This window comes from Massilia sp. KIM (genome assembly GCF_002007115.1).
Taxonomy (GTDB): domain Bacteria; phylum Pseudomonadota; class Gammaproteobacteria; order Burkholderiales; family Burkholderiaceae_D; genus Telluria.
Genome location: NZ_MVAD01000003.1, coordinates 107,760 through 124,098, shown reverse-complemented (window position 1 = coordinate 124,098; position 16,339 = coordinate 107,760). Strand labels below are relative to the sequence as shown.

General features: G+C 69.5%; 11 protein-coding genes. 7 read left to right on the top strand and 4 right to left on the bottom strand.

Annotation, left to right across the window (positions count from 1 at the left end):
* Nucleotides 1-99 precede the first annotated feature (99 nt).
* Complete coding sequence (locus tag B0920_RS20785; protein WP_078034598.1) at nt 100-819, bottom strand: PhaM family polyhydroxyalkanoate granule multifunctional regulatory protein; 720 nt, start codon at nt 817-819, stop codon at nt 100-102.
* A 113-nt stretch (nt 820-932) separates the two neighbouring features.
* Between B0920_RS20785 and B0920_RS20780 the strand changes: the two genes are divergently transcribed.
* The 6 genes from B0920_RS20780 (at nt 933) to B0920_RS20755 (ending at nt 9,137) form a co-directional block, all read left to right on the top strand.
* A complete protein-coding gene (locus B0920_RS20780; RefSeq protein WP_078034597.1) occupies nt 933-2,063 on the top strand; it encodes a DUF3108 domain-containing protein in 1,131 nt (376 codons plus the stop codon).
* Nucleotide 2,064: 1 nt separating this feature from the next.
* Entirely contained in the window at nt 2,065-2,817 is a 753-nt protein-coding gene (locus B0920_RS20775; RefSeq protein WP_078034596.1) for a DUF3108 domain-containing protein, read from the top strand.
* A gap of 173 nt (nt 2,818-2,990) precedes the next feature.
* Complete coding sequence (locus B0920_RS20770; RefSeq protein ID WP_078034595.1) at nt 2,991-4,361, top strand: hypothetical protein; 1,371 nt, start codon at nt 2,991-2,993, stop codon at nt 4,359-4,361.
* On the top strand, nt 4,354-5,127 hold the full coding sequence (locus tag B0920_RS20765) for a hypothetical protein (protein ID WP_078034594.1): 774 nt from the start codon (nt 4,354-4,356) through the stop codon (nt 5,125-5,127). The genes B0920_RS20770 and B0920_RS20765 overlap by 8 nt, the downstream gene beginning before the upstream one ends.
* An 8-nt stretch (nt 5,128-5,135) precedes the next feature.
* Nucleotides 5,136-7,958 carry an ATP-binding protein gene (locus B0920_RS20760; RefSeq protein WP_078034593.1) on the top strand — a complete coding sequence of 941 codons (2,823 nt, stop codon included), beginning with the start codon at nt 5,136-5,138 and terminating at the stop codon, nt 7,956-7,958.
* Nucleotides 7,959-8,249: 291 nt separating this feature from the next.
* Nucleotides 8,250-9,137, top strand: coding sequence for a hypothetical protein (locus B0920_RS20755; protein WP_143745865.1), 888 nt, complete (start codon nt 8,250-8,252; stop codon nt 9,135-9,137).
* Here the strand turns inward: B0920_RS20755 and B0920_RS20750 are convergent.
* On the bottom strand, nt 9,065-9,583 hold the full coding sequence (locus B0920_RS20750) for a hypothetical protein (RefSeq protein ID WP_078034591.1): 519 nt from the start codon (nt 9,581-9,583) through the stop codon (nt 9,065-9,067). The two genes, B0920_RS20755 and B0920_RS20750, sit on opposite strands and share 73 nt — an antisense overlap.
* Before the next feature lie 138 nt (nt 9,584-9,721).
* Between B0920_RS20750 and B0920_RS26080 the strand changes: the two genes are divergently transcribed.
* Entirely contained in the window at nt 9,722-9,889 is a 168-nt protein-coding gene (locus B0920_RS26080; protein ID WP_179119259.1) for a hypothetical protein, read from the top strand.
* On the opposite strand, the gene B0920_RS20745 is transcribed toward B0920_RS26080, so the two are convergent.
* The gene (locus B0920_RS20745) at nt 9,886-14,325 is read right to left on the bottom strand and encodes a translocation/assembly module TamB domain-containing protein (RefSeq protein ID WP_078034590.1); all 4,440 of its coding nucleotides are present in this window, start codon (nt 14,323-14,325) and stop codon (nt 9,886-9,888) included. The genes B0920_RS26080 and B0920_RS20745 overlap by 4 nt on opposite strands.
* Nucleotides 14,325-16,115 carry an autotransporter assembly complex family protein gene (locus B0920_RS20740; protein ID WP_078034589.1) on the bottom strand — a complete coding sequence of 597 codons (1,791 nt, stop codon included), beginning with the start codon at nt 16,113-16,115 and terminating at the stop codon, nt 14,325-14,327. The genes B0920_RS20745 and B0920_RS20740 overlap by 1 nt, the downstream gene beginning before the upstream one ends.
* Nucleotides 16,116-16,339 lie beyond the last annotated feature (224 nt).

The window sequence follows — 16,339 nt, the reverse complement described above, 5'->3', positions numbered from 1 at the left end:
GCTGGACGTGGGCGCGGCCGGGCGTGCCGGCCCGCCCGGATAGTTCAGCACGGTTGGCGCGCAGGCGCCACCGGACTCGTCAACGGTGCGTGAGCTGGATCAAGCCTTGTCGGCCTTGCCGCGTGCGCCGCGGGCGCCGCGGCCATTCGCGCCATTGCCCGCCGGCGCGTCCGGCGCATCGGCCGCGGGCCCTGGCTGGGGCGCGCCGCCGGAGACGTCGAGGGGCGAGCCGCCGTTCTTGCCCGCCGCGCCGTCCGGCGGCATGGTGCTCGCCACGGCCTGGCGGAATTGCTCCTGGAGCACGTTCCACCAAGCGACCGCGGCAGGCATGGCGGCCGCGCCCGGCCCTGCCGCGGTCGCCGCATCCTCGGGCTTGGGCGGCTGGGCCGGCTGGGCCGGCTGGGCCGCCGCCGGGGCCGCGCCCGCCGGCGCCGTCGCGGAGGCGGAAGGGGAGGCATGGGCGGCCTGCGCCGCCTGGGCGAAGAACTGGGTGAAGGGCGCCATCGCGGCTTCGCCGGTGCTGCCGGCCTGGCTCATGGCCTGGGCCATGCTCTCGCCCATGGACTTGAGGGTGGCGAGGGTGCCGCGCTGGACCTCCAGGGCCTGGATCGTGCCGCGCAGCATGCCGATGTTCAGGTTGAGCCAGGATTCGACCGCCTTGAGGTCGGCGATCTTCTTGTCCAGCTCGTCCGTGGAGAGGGAATTGCCCGTCATTCCCGGCACCGTGACCCCGGGGATGTTCATGCTGCCCCACAGGTTCTTCACGAATTCCAGGGTGTCGGTCATTCCGGCCAAGTTCGGCATGGGGGGCTTGAGCATGATGTCTCTCCGGTCATTGATGCGGCAAGCGTAGCAGATAACGGGGGGCAGGGCCATGCATTGCGCCAGGCCCGGCGGCAGCGGTCCGGCCGGCGGCAGGCTACACTAGCGGAATGAGTTCCGCATCGTTCTTCCACCAACCGCGCCGTGCGCTGGTGCTCGGCACGCTGGTCGTGCTGCTGCACTGGCTGGTGTTCCGGCTGCTCGATGCGAACCTGGGCCTGCCGCGCGGCTTCGCCGCCGCCGAGGGCCCGCGCACCATGCTGGCCGAGCTGCTGCCCCAGCCCTCGCCCTCTGTCCCGGCGCCGCCCGCGCCGGCGCCGCTGCCGGAACCCCGGCTCGATCCGCCGCCGGTGCCCGAGATCGCGCCGCTGCCGCTGGAGCCGGGCACGGCCGCCCCTGGCAGCGGGGACGCGCCGCCGGACTCGGCGCCGCCGCCGCCAGCGCCGGCCCTGCCCGAGCTCACCCAGGCCGCCCCGATGCCTCCCGCCGCGCCGGCCCCGGCGCCCGAGCCCGCTCCGCCTGCTGCGCCCGCTCCGTCCCCGCCGCCCGCGCCCGAGTTGCGCACTTACGTGGTGGACATGCCGCCTCCCGCCGACATCACGCTGGACGTCGCCCGCATCGATGCCGACGGCACCCGCTGGTCGGGCGAGGCGCTGCTGTCCTGGCGCCTGGACGAGCACAGCTACCGCATCAAGGTCGAGGCCGGCATCCGCGTGGTGTTCACGCGCGTGAACCTGGTCGTGCTGACCAGCGAAGGGGCGGTGGCCGCGACCGGCTTCGCACCCATCCGGATGACGGAAAAGCGGCGCGGCCGCTCGCTGACGGCCACCCATTTCGACTGGCAGGGGAACAAGATCAGTTTTTCGGCGTCCCAAGCCGTGTACCCGCTGGCGCCGGGCGCCCAGGACAAGGCCAGCATTCCCCTGCAACTGACGGCGATCGCGCGCGGCGACGCCAAGCAGCTGAGCGGGGACATCGACATCCTGGTGGGCGAGGACCGCGACGCCAGCGTGTTCCGCTTTAACGTGGTGGGACAGGAAGAGATCGACACCCGGCTCGGCCGCCTGCAGACCTGGCGCCTGACGCGCCCGCCTAAGCCGGGTTCCTACAAGTCGCGCCTGGACGTCTGGCTGGCCCCGGCCCATGGCTGGATGCCGGTGCAGATACGCAATACCGAAGCGAGCGGAGCGGTCACGACGCAAACCGTTAATAATATCGTCTTGAACCGACCAGGATCCTGATATGCATCTAAAGAACATTCGACTCGCCAGCGCAGGATTGCTGCTGGCGCTGGGCGCCGGCATGGCCCAGGCGCAAGACGCGCACCCGGCCCCCAAGCGCCCCTTCGAGTTGCCGCCCTCGGCCGACCTGAACTACGACCTGAGCGCGCGCCAGCGCGGCTTTTCGCTCAAGGGCGAGGCCATCATCGCCTGGCGCGCCGGCGAGGGGCGCTACAGCGTGCGCGCCGAATCGCGGGTGGCGGTGCTGGGCACCATCACCGACGACCGCAGCCAGGGCGCGATCGACGCCTATGGACTGGCCCCGGCCGAGTTCTGGGAAAAGCGCCTGCGCAAGAGTCCCACCACCACGACCTTCGAGCGCGCCAGCAAGACCCTGAGTTTCTCCGAAAGCGAGCAAACCTATCCGCTCAAGGGCGGCGAGCAGGACCGCGTCTCGGTCACCTGGCAACTGGCCGCCGTGGCGCGCGCCGCCGGCGACAGGTTCAAGCCGGGCTCGGAATGGCCCTTCTTCGTGGCCGGCCGGCGCGACGCCGAGACCTGGACCTTCCGGGTCGTCAAGCGCGAGAAGGTCAAGACCGGCCTGGGCGAGCTCGACGCCGTCCTATTGGAACGCCTGCCGCTGCCGGACGACAAGGACCAGACCCTGCAGGTCTGGCTGGCCCCGGAACGCGAGTGGTATCCGGTCAAGCTGCGCTTCACCGATGGCGACAAGGAGACCATCGAACAGACGGTGAAGACCATCACCCGGCAGTAATCATTACCAATCAGGCAATACTGTCGGCTTGATTATTTCCCTATGGTAATGTGTCATTCCCGCCATTGACAGCTTGCCAAGGTGCTGCCGAACTGCAAATTGCCCGATCTTAACTGTTATACTGACGCCCCCGCGGAGCATGTCTGTCCGCGCCAGACGACGGTATTCCACAGATGATCGACCACCTTGGCAGCGCGGCCCTCGCCGCGGACTCCCTTACGACAGCGCAGGAAGACGATCCGCTCCAGGCCCACTTCCACGAGGGCGTGGCACCGGACGAGATCGAGCAGGTGTTCCACCTCAAGCGCGCCCAGCCCATGCTGTCGGCCTTCTCGGCGCTGTTCCACGGCAGCCAGGATGGCGTGCTGGTGCGCCTGCTGGTGCTGCGAGAACTGGCCGGCGACACCGCCAGCTCGGCCTTCTCGCGCGCCGACATCAACCAGAAACTGGCCTACCTGATCCCGGAAAGCCTGGAAACCGTGCTGAACCGCCTGCGCACCCACGGCCTGCTGGCCTGGGACGCGCCGGGCGCGGTCTACCGCATCACGCCGCTGGCGCGCAACGTGCTGTCCGCCCTCGACACCCTGCTGGCCCTGGGCAAGCCCGAGGACGACGACGCCGAGATGGGCTTCCTGCTGTCCCAGGTGGCGGGCGCCCAGGCGGTGGGCGGGGTCACGGTCGACCAGCTCAAGCACCTGCTGGGCCGCCTGGTCGAGCTGACCGAGGAGTTCCGCGACGCCATCGCTTCCGGTTCCGAATTCCGCCTGCGCACCTCGCAGGCCAAGTGGCACATGGCCTGCGACTGGGTCGAGAAGGGCTCGGCCATCATGCGCGCCATCACCAGCGACGAGCGCGCCGACGCCGCCACCCACAAGGCGGCCCAGGCCATCGGCCGCGCCCAGAGCGCGCTCTTGAACATGCAGGGCATGTTCTCGCGCGCCCTGAACCAGATCGAGCGCCAGCGCGTGCACCTGGGCCAGTCCGGCCTCTCGACCACCGACGTCAAGCGCTGGCTGCTGGCCCACGAGGACCTGGCCAGCCTGGCCGAAGGGGCGATCGACCGCCCGGTGGTGCCGCTGTTCACCACCCCGGCCGAGATGATCGACGTGGCCGAGACCGAACTGCTGGCCGAGCGCGTCATCTCGACCGGACCGAAGGGCCTGCCGAGCGGCCAGGACGCGCCGCTGACCGTCAACGACAACCCGGCCGCCCAGCTCGAGCTGAACGACTGGATCAACAAGCTGGCCGATTTCGCCAACCTCGGCAACTTCCCGGAGTTCTCGGACATCGGTCCGAAGAAGGTCCAGCTGCACGAATCCATCCTGCCGGCCAGCTTCGCGGTGGCTTCCTACCGCGCTTCGCTCCTGCCGCTGCTGGGCGACGCCGCCGAGGCCAGCCTGCAGGGCCCGACCGCCGACCTGGCGCGCCTGCCGCTGACTTTCGAGCCGACCGACGACATGATTCCGCTGGACGACCCCGAGGTCGCGGCCATGTCGATTGCAACCCTCTCACTGAATCAAGAACCGGGCACGCCCAATGAATGACGATGCACAAATCCTGATCGCGCGCCTGCTCACGCACCAGACCCTGCGCCGCGACGACAAGATGGTCAAGCGCGCGCTGTCGGACGACCAGTTCCGCGCCGAAGTCGACAAGCGCCTGCTGGAATCGGGCCTCAAGCTGCTCGACAACGTCTACGCCGACCACGTGACCATCGCCCTGCACCGCAACGTGGAGCCGAAGATCTTCGGCGCCAAGGACATCTGGCAGAACAACAACTTCGGCCTGACCCGCGACGGCGTGGCCCTGCTGGTGGTGCTCTGGGCCCAGATCATCCTGCCAAAGCGCGAGCGCCAGGAAACCCACACCACGGTGGACGACGACCAGACCGACCTGTTCGACAAGGACGCGCCCATCCCGCGCGCCGAGGACACCTCGATCGGCATTTCCTACACCGCGCTGCTGTCCGACTTCGGCGACAAGCTGGGCAAGAAGACCCGCATGGACATGAACCTGGGCGTGCTGTCCAAGCTCGGCTTCATCGAGCGCCGCGGCGACGTGATCCTGGAAGGCCCGCTGCTCGACCTCCTGATGGACACCGACGTGCTCAAGGAGCGCATCATCAACGGCGCCCTGGCCGAGGTGTTCAAGCGCGCACCGCTGGCCGCCGCGCCCAAGCGCCCGCCGGCCGAGGCCGAAGCCGCCAACGACCCGGTGGTGGAAGCCGCGGCCGCCGACAATGCCGCCGATCCTGCCGCCGACCCGGTCACCGATCCGGTCACCGATCCGGTCACCGATACCCCGAACTGAGATAGCCGATGTTCCATATCAAATCACTCGAACTGGTCCACTGGGATTACTGGCAGCGGATCAAGAACATCCCGCTGGACGCCAAGATCATCACCATCGCCGGCCAGAACGGCTCGGGCAAGACCACCCTGCTGGACGCGCTGCGCACCCTGTTCGGCCTGGACTGCTCGATGGGCCGCACCTACAAGCATTACGCGCGCCACTCGGGCCAGCAGAGCGCCTGGATCCGCGCCGTGGTCGACAACAAGGCGGTCGGCCGCCAGCTCTCGAACCGTCCGTTCCGCCATTCGGGCTTCTTCTCGGACGACGAGGTGACCCTGTTCTGCCAGGTGCAGAAGAACGGCGGCGACTGGAAGCGCCAGTACCTGATGCGCCCGGGTAACGTCGAGATCGAGGAAGTCACCGAAGCCACCGACTGGCTGGGCGTGGAGAACTACCGCAAGCGCCTGGCCTCAGCCGGTCTGTCGCCGGCGATGTCCAAGGTGCTGGCCCTGGAGCAGGGCGAGACCGACAAGCTGTGCGAATACGCGCCGCGCCAGTTGCTCGACCTGGTGTTCCAGGTCTTCGGCGACAAGGAAGTGCTGGACGCCTACGACGAGGCCAAGCGCCACCAGCGCGACACCGAGACGGAGCTCAAGCGCTTCGAGGCCGAGCTGGAAACCTCGCGCATCAACCTCGAGGGCCTGCGCCTGCGCGTGGCCAACTACCACCAGTGGTCGGACCTGCACAAGGAAAAGCGCGACCTGCAGGAAGAAGTGCTGCCGGCCCTCGAATACCACGAGGCGCGCGAGAAGGCGGCCAACATGAGCCGCACCCTGCGCGAAGCCAGGAAGCCGCTGGCCCAGGCCGACAGCATGCTGACCGAGAAGCGCAACCAGCTCGCGGCCCAGCAGCGCGCCCTGACCGAGGCCCAGAAGCTCGAGACCCAGCTGGAACAGGAAGCCACCGAACTGGCCGGCCGCCTGAACCAGATCAACGCCCGCCTCAAGCCCCTGGAAAGCGTGCTGGAACAGCGCGACCGCCTGCAGAAGCTGGCGGCCGACGCCGGCGCCGACATCGCCGAAGTGGCCAAGCAGCTCGAAGACAAGGAAGCCGAGCTGGCGCGCCAGCGCGCGGCCCGCGAGATCGTCTCGAACAAGATCGCGGCCGAGATGGCGACCATCTCGGCCCTGCAGGGCAAGAGCGCGATGCCGGAGCCGGAAGCACAGCGCCTGATGCGCCGCGTGCTGCGCGACGAGGGCATCGCCCACAACATGCTGTCGGACATCGTCGAAGTGACGGATCCGAAATGGCAGGGCGCGGTCGAGGGCGTGCTGGGCGGCTACGCCTCGGTGGTGCTGCTCGAAAAAGCCAAGGACGCGCCGGCCGCCTACCGCCTGGCGGAGAAGGAACGCTATCGCCACTTCATCGTGCCGGACTGCATCGAAGCGCCGGTGGTGAAGGACGACAGCCTGCTGTCGGTGGTGCGTTTCTCCGGCAAGGCGCCGGGCTGGCTGATCGACCAGCTGGCGCGCATCGAGCGCGTCGATTCGGTGGATGAGGGCTTCAAGACCCGCGCCGAGGAATGGATCACGCCCGACGCCTACCACCGCGAACGCCGCGGCGGCCGCTCGCTGTTCGTCGAGCCTTCGCGCTACCGCTTCGGTTCGGCCGGCAAGACCCAGCGCCTGGAAGCGATCCAGAAGTCGCTGCCGGCCCTGGAAGCCCAGGAAGACGCGCTGACCCTGTCGATCTCCAAGCTGGCCGCCGAAGTGGGCGGCTTGAAGGCCCGCCTGGCCGGCGTCGACGCGGCCAAGGAACTGGCGGCGCGCCAGGCCGAGTTCGAGGAGGCCGCGCGCTCGGTGGCCCCGCTCAAGACCGAGCGCCTGGAAGTCGGCGCGCGCCTGGGCGAACTGCAGACCCTGAGCAAGAACGCCACGGTGGCGCGCACCCGCGCCGACACCGTGTGGCAGAACGCGCGCATGGCGCTGTCGGAAGCGGAAGCGGGCATGCGCCTGAACCACCGCCGCCAGCTCGAGCAGCGCAGCGAGCACGCCAAGGCCTTGCTGGAGCTGCGCCGCAGCTGGCGCCACGTGCCGGCCAACTGGAAGAACGCCAACTGGCGCGGCGACCTCGTGGCCAAGCACCAGAACGCCCACCAGGTCAACCTGCGCCTGCAGTCGCTCGAGCATGCGCTGGCGCGCGACGACTGGGAACTGGACGCCACCGTGATCGACCAGTACCAGCGCCTGCACGACCAGCTCGAGAACCGCCAGAGCGAGACCGAGGAGCGGCGCTACCAGAACAACCGCGCGATCGAGGCCACCGCCAACGCGCGCGGCGCCTACATCGAGCGCCTGCGTTACACGATCAAGACCTATACCAAGAACATCAAGGAGCTGGGCGAACTGGCGGGCATCGACGTCCAGGCCGACCCGGTGCGCCTGGAGAACGACGACGTCCAGCTGGCCCAGGCCGGCCTGCACGTGCGCTTCAAGTTCGACGGCAAGGACCAGATCGGCATGAACGACGGCGAAGCCTCGGGCGGCCAGCAGGTGATGAAGTCGCTTGTGCTCCTGATCGGCCTGCTGAAGTCGGAGGAAGGCTCGGGCGGCTTCGTGTTCATCGACGAACCCTTCGCCCACCTGGACATCCGCAACATCCAGCTGGTCGGCGAGTTCCTCAAGAACACCGACGCCCAGTACCTGATGACCACGCCGCTGACCCACAACACCGACGTCTACGACCCTTCCGAACTGACGCTCATCACGAGCAAGAAGAAGAAGGACATGCAGTGGGCGCAGCCGATCTTCGTGCTGCAGCGCAGGAAAGAGGCGGCGAAGGCGGCTTGATGCGATAAAGGGGCCAGCAGGCCTGATGCAGTTAAGTTAGCCGTAAATCCGTCGCCCCGGCGAAGGCCGGGGCCCAAGTTCTCTTGCGCAGACACGCACGCAAACTTGGGTCCCGGCCTTCGCCGGGAGTCGTAGGCGCCAGTGGCGCGTACGACGCTCAGGCGCTAACTTAACGGTATTAAGCCGCCGGCCCTTCTTTGCTTGACGTGGAAGCTGTCGCGCACGCCACACAGCGCTCCCGGCGCGCGGCCTTGACGGTGCTAAGCTGATCCTCCATCCCCGGAGGCCACCATGCGCGCGACATTCCTTGCGGCACCTCTCGTCCTGGCGCTCGTCCTGCACGCGGCAACGGCGCACGCCCAGTTGCGTCTCGAGTCCAGTTCCTCGAACCTGCGCTACACCCTGTCCGACCTCGATCCCGGCGACGCCCTGCAGCCCTCGATCACGCTCAACCCCGTCAATCTCCCCTCGCTGACCGTACGTGGATGGGCGCGCCAGGGAGACAACTACCTGTTCGACGAATACCTGAGCGCCTGGCATACCGAGGCCACCGTGCCCCTCGCGCCCGACTTCGCCCCCTTCATCGCGATCAGCGCCAGCGCCACTGGCGGAGAGAACATGGCGACCGTGAACGGGCGGGCTTCGGTGGACCTGAACGGGACCCCGGCGGGAACCTTCGTGGAGTTGGACGCGCAAAGCAATGCCGGCGCGTTCTACTTCGAACTGGGACCGCGCAGCAGCGTCACCTTCAGCGTCGACCTTGGCGTGGCGATGCAAGCCGATGCGCTGGGAGAGGAGGGCTACCATGTCGGCAGCGCGGGAGGATGGCTGTCCGCCGGTCCGTTTACCTGGCCGGGCGACTACGATCGCGTGGAGGAGCATTTCTGGCTACCGGTCGGCCAACAGAACGACGGCAGTTTCATCCCGTCCCAGGCATGGGCGGGAACGCTGAGCGTGACGCTCGACAATCCTGACAGCGAGGCGCTGCGCGTGGGCGGCATCCAGTTCTCGAACTATGTGTACGCCCAGGTCAGCGCCGTGCCCGAGCCCGCGCCTGTGGCGCTGTGGCTGGCCGGCAGCCTTCCGGCCCTGGCCCTGGCCCTGGCTCAGGCCAGGTCGATTTCCTGGCGCACGCGGCGGCGCCAGCGCAGCAGGCCCACCGAGTACCAGCCGAAGTAGCCGGCCGTCAAACCCACGCACAGCATGGTCAGCGGCGAGTCGGTGAGGCGCTCGGGCGCCACGCCCTTGCCCTGGTTGGCGTAGATCTCGACGCCGATGTAGAGGATGCGCGCCACCAGGATCATGGCCATGACGATGCCCAGGCGCGCCGGCGGGCTGAAGTAATAGCCCTGCGGGGTGTCCTCGAAGCGGGTCAGCTTCAGTCCCCACACGCCGTAGCCGATGCCGCCCGCTGCGCCCACCAGCAGGGCGCCCAGGTTATGCGGGTTGTCCAGCAACTGGGCGGCCGGCACCAGGATCATGGCGAAGAACACCAGGATGCCGGTGTAGTGGCGCGACACGATCGAACGCTGGCGCGCCATGCGGTCCTTGATGCGGCGGTAGATGCGCCAGACCAGCAGCGGAGTCAGGACGAGCAGGGCCAGGGTGGTGATCGTGATTTCCATGAGGGCGTAGGGCTTGCAGTAGATGAAATGCGATGAAATGCGGCATTGTAATCGAGGTCGCCGGCCGCGCGGCAAGCGCCAGGCCGGGGCGCGTCATGGTAAGGTAGGCCTTCCGACGTTTTCGAGGAGATCCCGGCCATGCACACCTTTTTGCCCGTGGAAGCCCACCGCGCGCCCGACCCGGTGCCGATCGAAGAACCGGCGCCCGAACCCTTCGACGCACCCCATCCGCACCACCAGCCCGGCCACCATACCCCCGCCAACGAGGAACCGGTGCCGGACCCGAAACCCAGCCTGCTGCACTAGTCGAAGGCCCAGGAATACAGCACGTCCAGGGCCGTGTTGGTGCCGGTCTGGAACTGCAGCGTGACGCGCGGGTTGAGTTTGTAGCGCAGGCGCACCAGGCTCGAGGCCGTGGACGCGCCCTGTTCGAAGCTCAGGTAGGCGCGCGAGGAAATACGCTTGCCTACCGTCACCACCGTACTCTCCAGCCCGGTCGCCTGGCCGTTGGCCTGCTTCAGGCCCAGCTCGTCGACCCCCAGCGAATTCGCCAGCTTGGACTGGAAGCCGCCGCTGCCGCCCTTGCCGCCGAGCAGGGCGCTGGCCGCCGCGGCCAGCACGTCCTTCTCGTTGCTGCTGGTGCCGTCCGCGCCGTGGCCCAGCACCAGCCAGGACAGCTTCTCGCTATCCGGCACATTGGGCGTGGACACCAGCCGCGCCTGCGGCGCCTGGGCCGTGCCGCGCACCTGCACCCCGGCTTCCACATTGGTTTCCGATAATTGTTCGCCCTCGGGACGCTTGCGCACCGCCAGGATGTCGAGCGCCGGGTTGTCGTAGGGGCCGCTGAAGGTCAGGATGGCGCGCTCGATCGCCAGGCGCTGGCCATAGGCCGCGTAGTTGCCGCTCACGGCGCGGATGGTGCCGTTCACGCGCGGCGGACGCGCGCCGATCTTGCGCACCCGGGCGCTGCCGGCCAGGGTGGCGTCGATGCCCATGCCGCGCAGGCGGAATTCCTCGCCCAGGTCGAGGCGCAGGTCGACCGTCAGCGGCATTTCCTTCTCTTCGTTGGAGGGCGTGGTCTTGGCGCCGCGTCCCAGCACGATCACGTCGTCCGACATGGTCGGGCGGCCCTGGGGAGCCAGCTCGATCAGGGCGCGGTCGGTCTTGAAGCGGCCTTCCAGCTCGAAGCGGTTGGCGTCGCGCACCAGGGAGGCCTCGCCGCTCACCACCACCGTGCGGTCGGGACGCGACAGGGCTTCCAGCTTGTCGGCCGTCAGGCGCAGGTCGGCCGCCGCCAGCCCGCCGGAGAAGCGCACGAAGCCCTGGGCAGAGGCGTTGCCCTGGCGGCCCTGGAAGGACAGGCGCTGCAGCTCCAGGCGGTCGCCCGCGAGCTGGGCGCGCAGTTCGCCATTCTGCAGGCGCAGGCCCTGTTCGGCCCAGTTCACCGCCAGGCGCTCGCCGCTCACGGTGCCGTTCAGGCTAGGCGTGCCGATGGTGCCGCCGGCGCCCAGGGCCAGGCGCAGGGCGCCGTCCAGCTCCAGGCCCGGCTGGCCGGCCAGCGGCGCCAGCCAGGCGATCGAGGGCATGTCGGCGCTGGCGCTCATGCGCAGCGGGCTGTCGCGGTCCAGGCGACCCTGCAGCAGCTGGGCGTTGGCTTCCACCCTGGCGCGGCCGGTGCGCTGGCCGTCGAGGTCGAGGTTGACGCGCAGGTTGCTGCCGACCACCTCGGCGCGCGCCTCGAACTGGCGCAGGCCGAGCGGCACCGGGGTGTCGCCGCCGACGATGGCGTCGCCGCGCTCGCGGAACACGCGCACGCTGCCGTCCAGCACGGGCGCGCCGCCGGCGGCGGCGGGCGCGCGCAGGTCGATCGCCCACTGCGCGCCCAGGGTGAGGTCGCCGCGCGCGTTCTCCGCCAGCGCCGGCGAGAACTGGGCCAGGTAGCTGAGCGGCACGTTGTCGGCGTGCCCGCGGCTGACCCAGCGCGCGCCGTTCTTGCTCAGGGTGTCGATGCTCACGCTGCCGGCCGGCAGGCGGATCAGCGCGTTGTCGAAGGCGATGCGTTCCGGCGCGGCCAGGCCCAGCACCCCGGAGCCGGGCGCGCCGCGGATGCTCATCGGCACCGGCGCGGCCAGGTTCAGGGCGTAGCGGCCGCGGTTCTGCAGCGAGGCCAGGCTGCCGCTCCAGGTGTCGCCGGCCAGGCCGCCGCGCACTTCCGTGCTGGCGTCGAAGGCGTCGCCACGCGCCGCCAGGCGGATGCTGTGCGCGCCGCGCGTGCCTTCGCTCTGCAGGCGCAGGCTGGCCACGCGGGTGTCGCCGCTGGCGTAGTCCTCCACCAGCACGTCGGTGACGAAGGGATCGCGCGCGCCGCGGCCGGAACCGAGATTGGCGCTGGCGCGCAGGGCGCGCACCGTGTGCACGCCCAGCAGCTTCAGGTTGCGGCCTTCCAACGCCGCCGTGAGCGAAGGGGTGTCGGCGCTGCCGGACAAGACGCCGTTGCCGCGCAGCGCGCCGCCGTAGTCGGGGCCGAGGGCCGCCAGCTGGGGCGCGTCGATGCGCCAGTCGAGGCGGTCGCGCGCCGTGCCGAAGCCGCCTTTGGCGGCGACCACGTTGGGACCGACATGCAGGTCGATGTCGGCGTTCGAGATATGGCGCGGGTCGGCCGCGAGCTTCGCATGGCCCCAGAACGGCGACTTCGACAGGGTCGAATCCTGGATCCGCAGGTCGAGCGCGCCGCGCCAGTCCTTGGCCGCGCGGCCGCTGGCGTCGAAGACGGCATTGATGCTGCCGGCCAGCGGCGAACCGAAGGCCGCCGGATTGAAGCCCTTGGCGCTGCCGCTGGCCTTGAGCTCGACCGCTTTCGCGCCTTCCGGACCGGCCAGCCAGGCGTCGCCCGCCACGCGCAGGCTGCCGGCATTGTTCTGGCGCTGGCTGGGGGCCCATCCCATGCCCTGGGCCAGCAGCTCGAAGCTGGTGCGCGGCGCGGCCATGGTGCCGGTGGCGACGCCGCTGGCCGTCACCGCGCCATACAGGTCGCTGCGCAGGGCGGAGAGCTGGCGGCCGTCGATGCGCCAGTTCAGGCGGTCGCCCTGGCCGCCGAAGGCGCCGTTCAGGGCCACCGTGTTGCGGCCCAGGGCCAGGTCGGCGTCGATGCCGCTGATGCGTTTGGCGTCGGCGTGCATCTTGCCCTGGCCGGACAGCGGCTGGTTCATGAAGCGGCTGGCGCGCACGGCGAAGTCGGCGTCCACGCGCCAGCCCGGGACCAGCGCGCCGGCGGCGTTGACCGTGGCGTTGATGTTCGCTTCCGGATAGTCGCCGAAGTCGGCCGGATCGAAGCGGCTGGCGCTGAGCGTGGCCTTGAAGGCCTTGTCGCCAGTGAGGTTCATGTTGCCGCTGGCGGCGATGCTGCTGGACCCGGCCGCCAGGCGCGCTTCGCGCAGGTTGACCACGTTGTTCTCCAGCACCGCCAGCGCGGCCAGGCGCAGGCTGCGGTCGGCCAGGCGCGCTTCCAGGGTCTGGCGCGCGGCCTCGTTGGTGAGCGCGATGTCGCCGCGGATCGCGGTCGGCTTCATGCTGGAATAGATGTGCTTGAGGTCGAAGCGCTCGGTGTGCAGGGTGAAGCGGGCGGTGCCCAGGCCTTCCTCGTCCTTCCCGCGCTGGACCCCGCCGGCGCCGCTGAACTGGCCGGCCGCGCCGAAGTCGATCAGCACGTCCGAGACCTGCAGGGCGCTCAGGTTGCCGCCCAGCTGGCCGCGCATGCTGCGCAGGGGCAGGCGCTGCTGGTCGATGGTGCCGGCCGGGCCGTCGTTGACGATGTTGACGCTGCCGCTGATGTTGCGCTTCGCGTCCAGGCGGCCGGCCACGTTGAAGGTCAGGTCGGCGGTCGGCAGCGAGGGGTTGAAGAAGCCCGGGTCGACGTTGCGCCCGTTCAGGCGCAGCGAGCGCAAGGGGATCTCGGCGAAGGGCGAGAGCTCGAAGTGGCCGTCGCCCTGGGCGCGCCCGGCCTGGCCGCTGGCGTCGACCAGCGTGGTCTCGAGGTCGCCGCCCATCTTCAGGCGCAGCTGGGCCGCGCGCGCGCCGGCCTGGGCCGCCGTTTGCGTGAGGCTGGCCGCGCCGTCCAGCTTGAACGGACGCTGGGAGCCGATGCTGGCGTTGGCCGCCGCCAGGCCCCAGGGCGTGGCGGCGCTGGCGTCGCGCAGCACCCAGCTGGTCTTGTCGCCCTTGATTTTCAGGCGGATGTTGTCAATGCGCGTTTCTGCGCCCTTGCTCACGAAGGTGGCCTGGGCCAGGCGCGCGTCATTGACCGCCACCGGGAAGGGCGGGGCCAGGGTGGCCGGCATCGGGGTGCGCTCCTCGGTCTCCTTGAGCGTTTCCATGCGCAGGCTGGCCGCGTGCAGGCGGTCGACCAGCACCCCGCTGGAGAGGATCTGGGCCGGCGACCATTGCAGGTCGATTTTCTGCGCGACCACCAGCTGCTCCTCGGTGCGCCACACCAGGCGCTCGATGCGCATGGTGCCGTACAGCGAGCCGGAGACGCCGCTGAGGGTCAGCTTGCCCCCGCTGGCATTGGCCACCCGCTGGGCGATCATCTGGAGCGTGGTCTCGCGTCCCAGGTACCACAGGGTGCCGCCGATCAGCACCCCGGTGACGGCGACGCCGATCGCGACCCGGCGCGGCCACTTGCGCTGGCGCGCGGCCGGCGCGCCCTCGGGCGCCTGGTGCGGGGAAGTGTCCTTGGTATCCATCAGAACGTGAATCCGAGTGAGAAGTGCAGGCGCGCCTTACGCACCGCGTGGCCATAGGCCAGGTCGACGTTGATCGGGCCGACCGGGCTGCGCCAGCGCGCGCCGACGCCGTAGCCCGACTTCGGATTGAGGTCACCCACCTTGTCGCCCGCGTTGCCGACGTCGTAGAACACGGCCACGCCCCAGGGCGGACGGAACCAGTACTGGTATTCGGCGCTGGCGGTGGCCATGTATTTGCCGCCGACGATGGCGCCGTTCTCGCGCACCCCCAGCTCGCGGTAGCCGTAGCCCCGCACTGACTGGTCGCCGCCGGCGCGGAACAGGAAGATCGAGGGCACGCCCAGCTTTTCCTTGGCCGCCACCGCGCCGAATTCGCCGCGCAGCACCAGGGTCCCGCTCTCGCCCAGGGGCTTGAAGGCTTGCCCGCGCAGGTAGAGGCGCAGGAATTTTTCGTCGGTCAGGATGGGCAGCAGGGCGCCGCCCAGCTGGCCGCTCAGCACATAGCCGTTGGTGGGCTGGATCAGGCTGTCGAGCTTGCGCCGGGTGATGCTGTAGGTGAGCGGCAGGCTGCGCGTCGTGGTCTTGGGATTGGGCGCGACCTCGCGCTGTTCGGCCAGCAGTTCGAGGGTGAGGCTGCGCTCCAGTTCCGGGCTGCCCCAGGCGCGCCGCGCCGACACGGTGGCGGTGGTGGTGATCTCGCCGCGCACGTCGTTGCGCTCGACGCCGGCGCCGACGCTGTCGTTGTAGCCCTTGGGCTTGGTGGGCCAGAAGAAGTCGACGCGCGCGGTCTGGCGCTTCTGTTCGTACAGCAGGTCGCTTTTCATGCGCTTGCCCAGCACGTTCAGGTCGTCGTAGCTGAGCTGGGCGCGGCCGCCGGTGTCGGTCGAGAAACCGACGCCGGCCTCGACGAACTTGCGCTTGTTCTCGCTGACCCGCACCAGCACCGGCAGCACGGTCGGGCCGACCGGAGCGCGGCCGCTGGAGGCGCCGTCCTCGTCGCCGTCCTTGAGGTCTTCCAGCTCGGCGTTGAGCACGGCGCGCAGGTCGGCGCTCACTTCGACGCTGCTGAAATAGCCGGTGTCCTGCAGGCGCGACTGCAGGGCCTGGAGCGAGGCTTCGCTGTACTGGTCACCGGGCTTAATGGTGTTCAGGTTGGTGATCACCTGGCGCGGGTAGCGCTTCAGGCCGCGGATGCGCAGCTCGCCGAAGCGCATCTCGGGCCCGCTGTCGATCACCACGTGCAGCAGGGCGCGGCGCTCGTCCGGGTCGACCGTGGCGCTGGTCTCGACCAGCTGGGCGCGCGGGAAGCGGGTCTGGCTGACCTCGCGCAGCAGGCCGCGCTTGGCCGCTTCCCAGTCGGCCTGGCGGAAGCGCGCGCCGACCGGCAGGCTCCAGCGCTGGCGCAGGGCGTTGGCGTCGAAGGGCGCGGCGCCCTTGTCGAAAGGCGCGAAGCCGCGCAGCACCAGGTCGACTTCGCCCACCAGCACCGGCGGGCCGGGGTCGACGATGACGCGCGCCACCGGACGCGGGCCGCTGGTGTCCAGCCCGGCCGAGACGCGCGGCGAGTAATAGCCTTCAGTGGCGACCAGGGTCTTGACCTGTTCCGGCGCTTCCTTCACCAGGCGCTGCAGCTGCTCGAGGTCGACCCGGCTGTTGCCGCGCCAGCGCACCAGGTCGAGGTTGTCTTCCAGCAGCTCTTCGAGCTGGCCGGGGGCGTCGATCCTGACCGTGTAGTCGATCCCTTGCGCGAACACCGCCGACGCGAACAGCAGGGCCCCGATGCCGAGCATGAAGCGGGGCAGGAGACCGGGCCGGGCGCGGCGCGGATTCAGACGTAGGATCGATCTTTCAGGAAACATAGGACTCCGATAAGCTTGAGTCGGCATCTTAGCGGATTGGCAAAATCGATGGCGTGCTGTTGGTCGACAGTGCGGGACAGGGCGGGGACGGGGTAGCCCCACACGCGGCTGGCGATTTGTGCCAGAATTCCCGCTTTCCTCGCCGCCACGGCGCT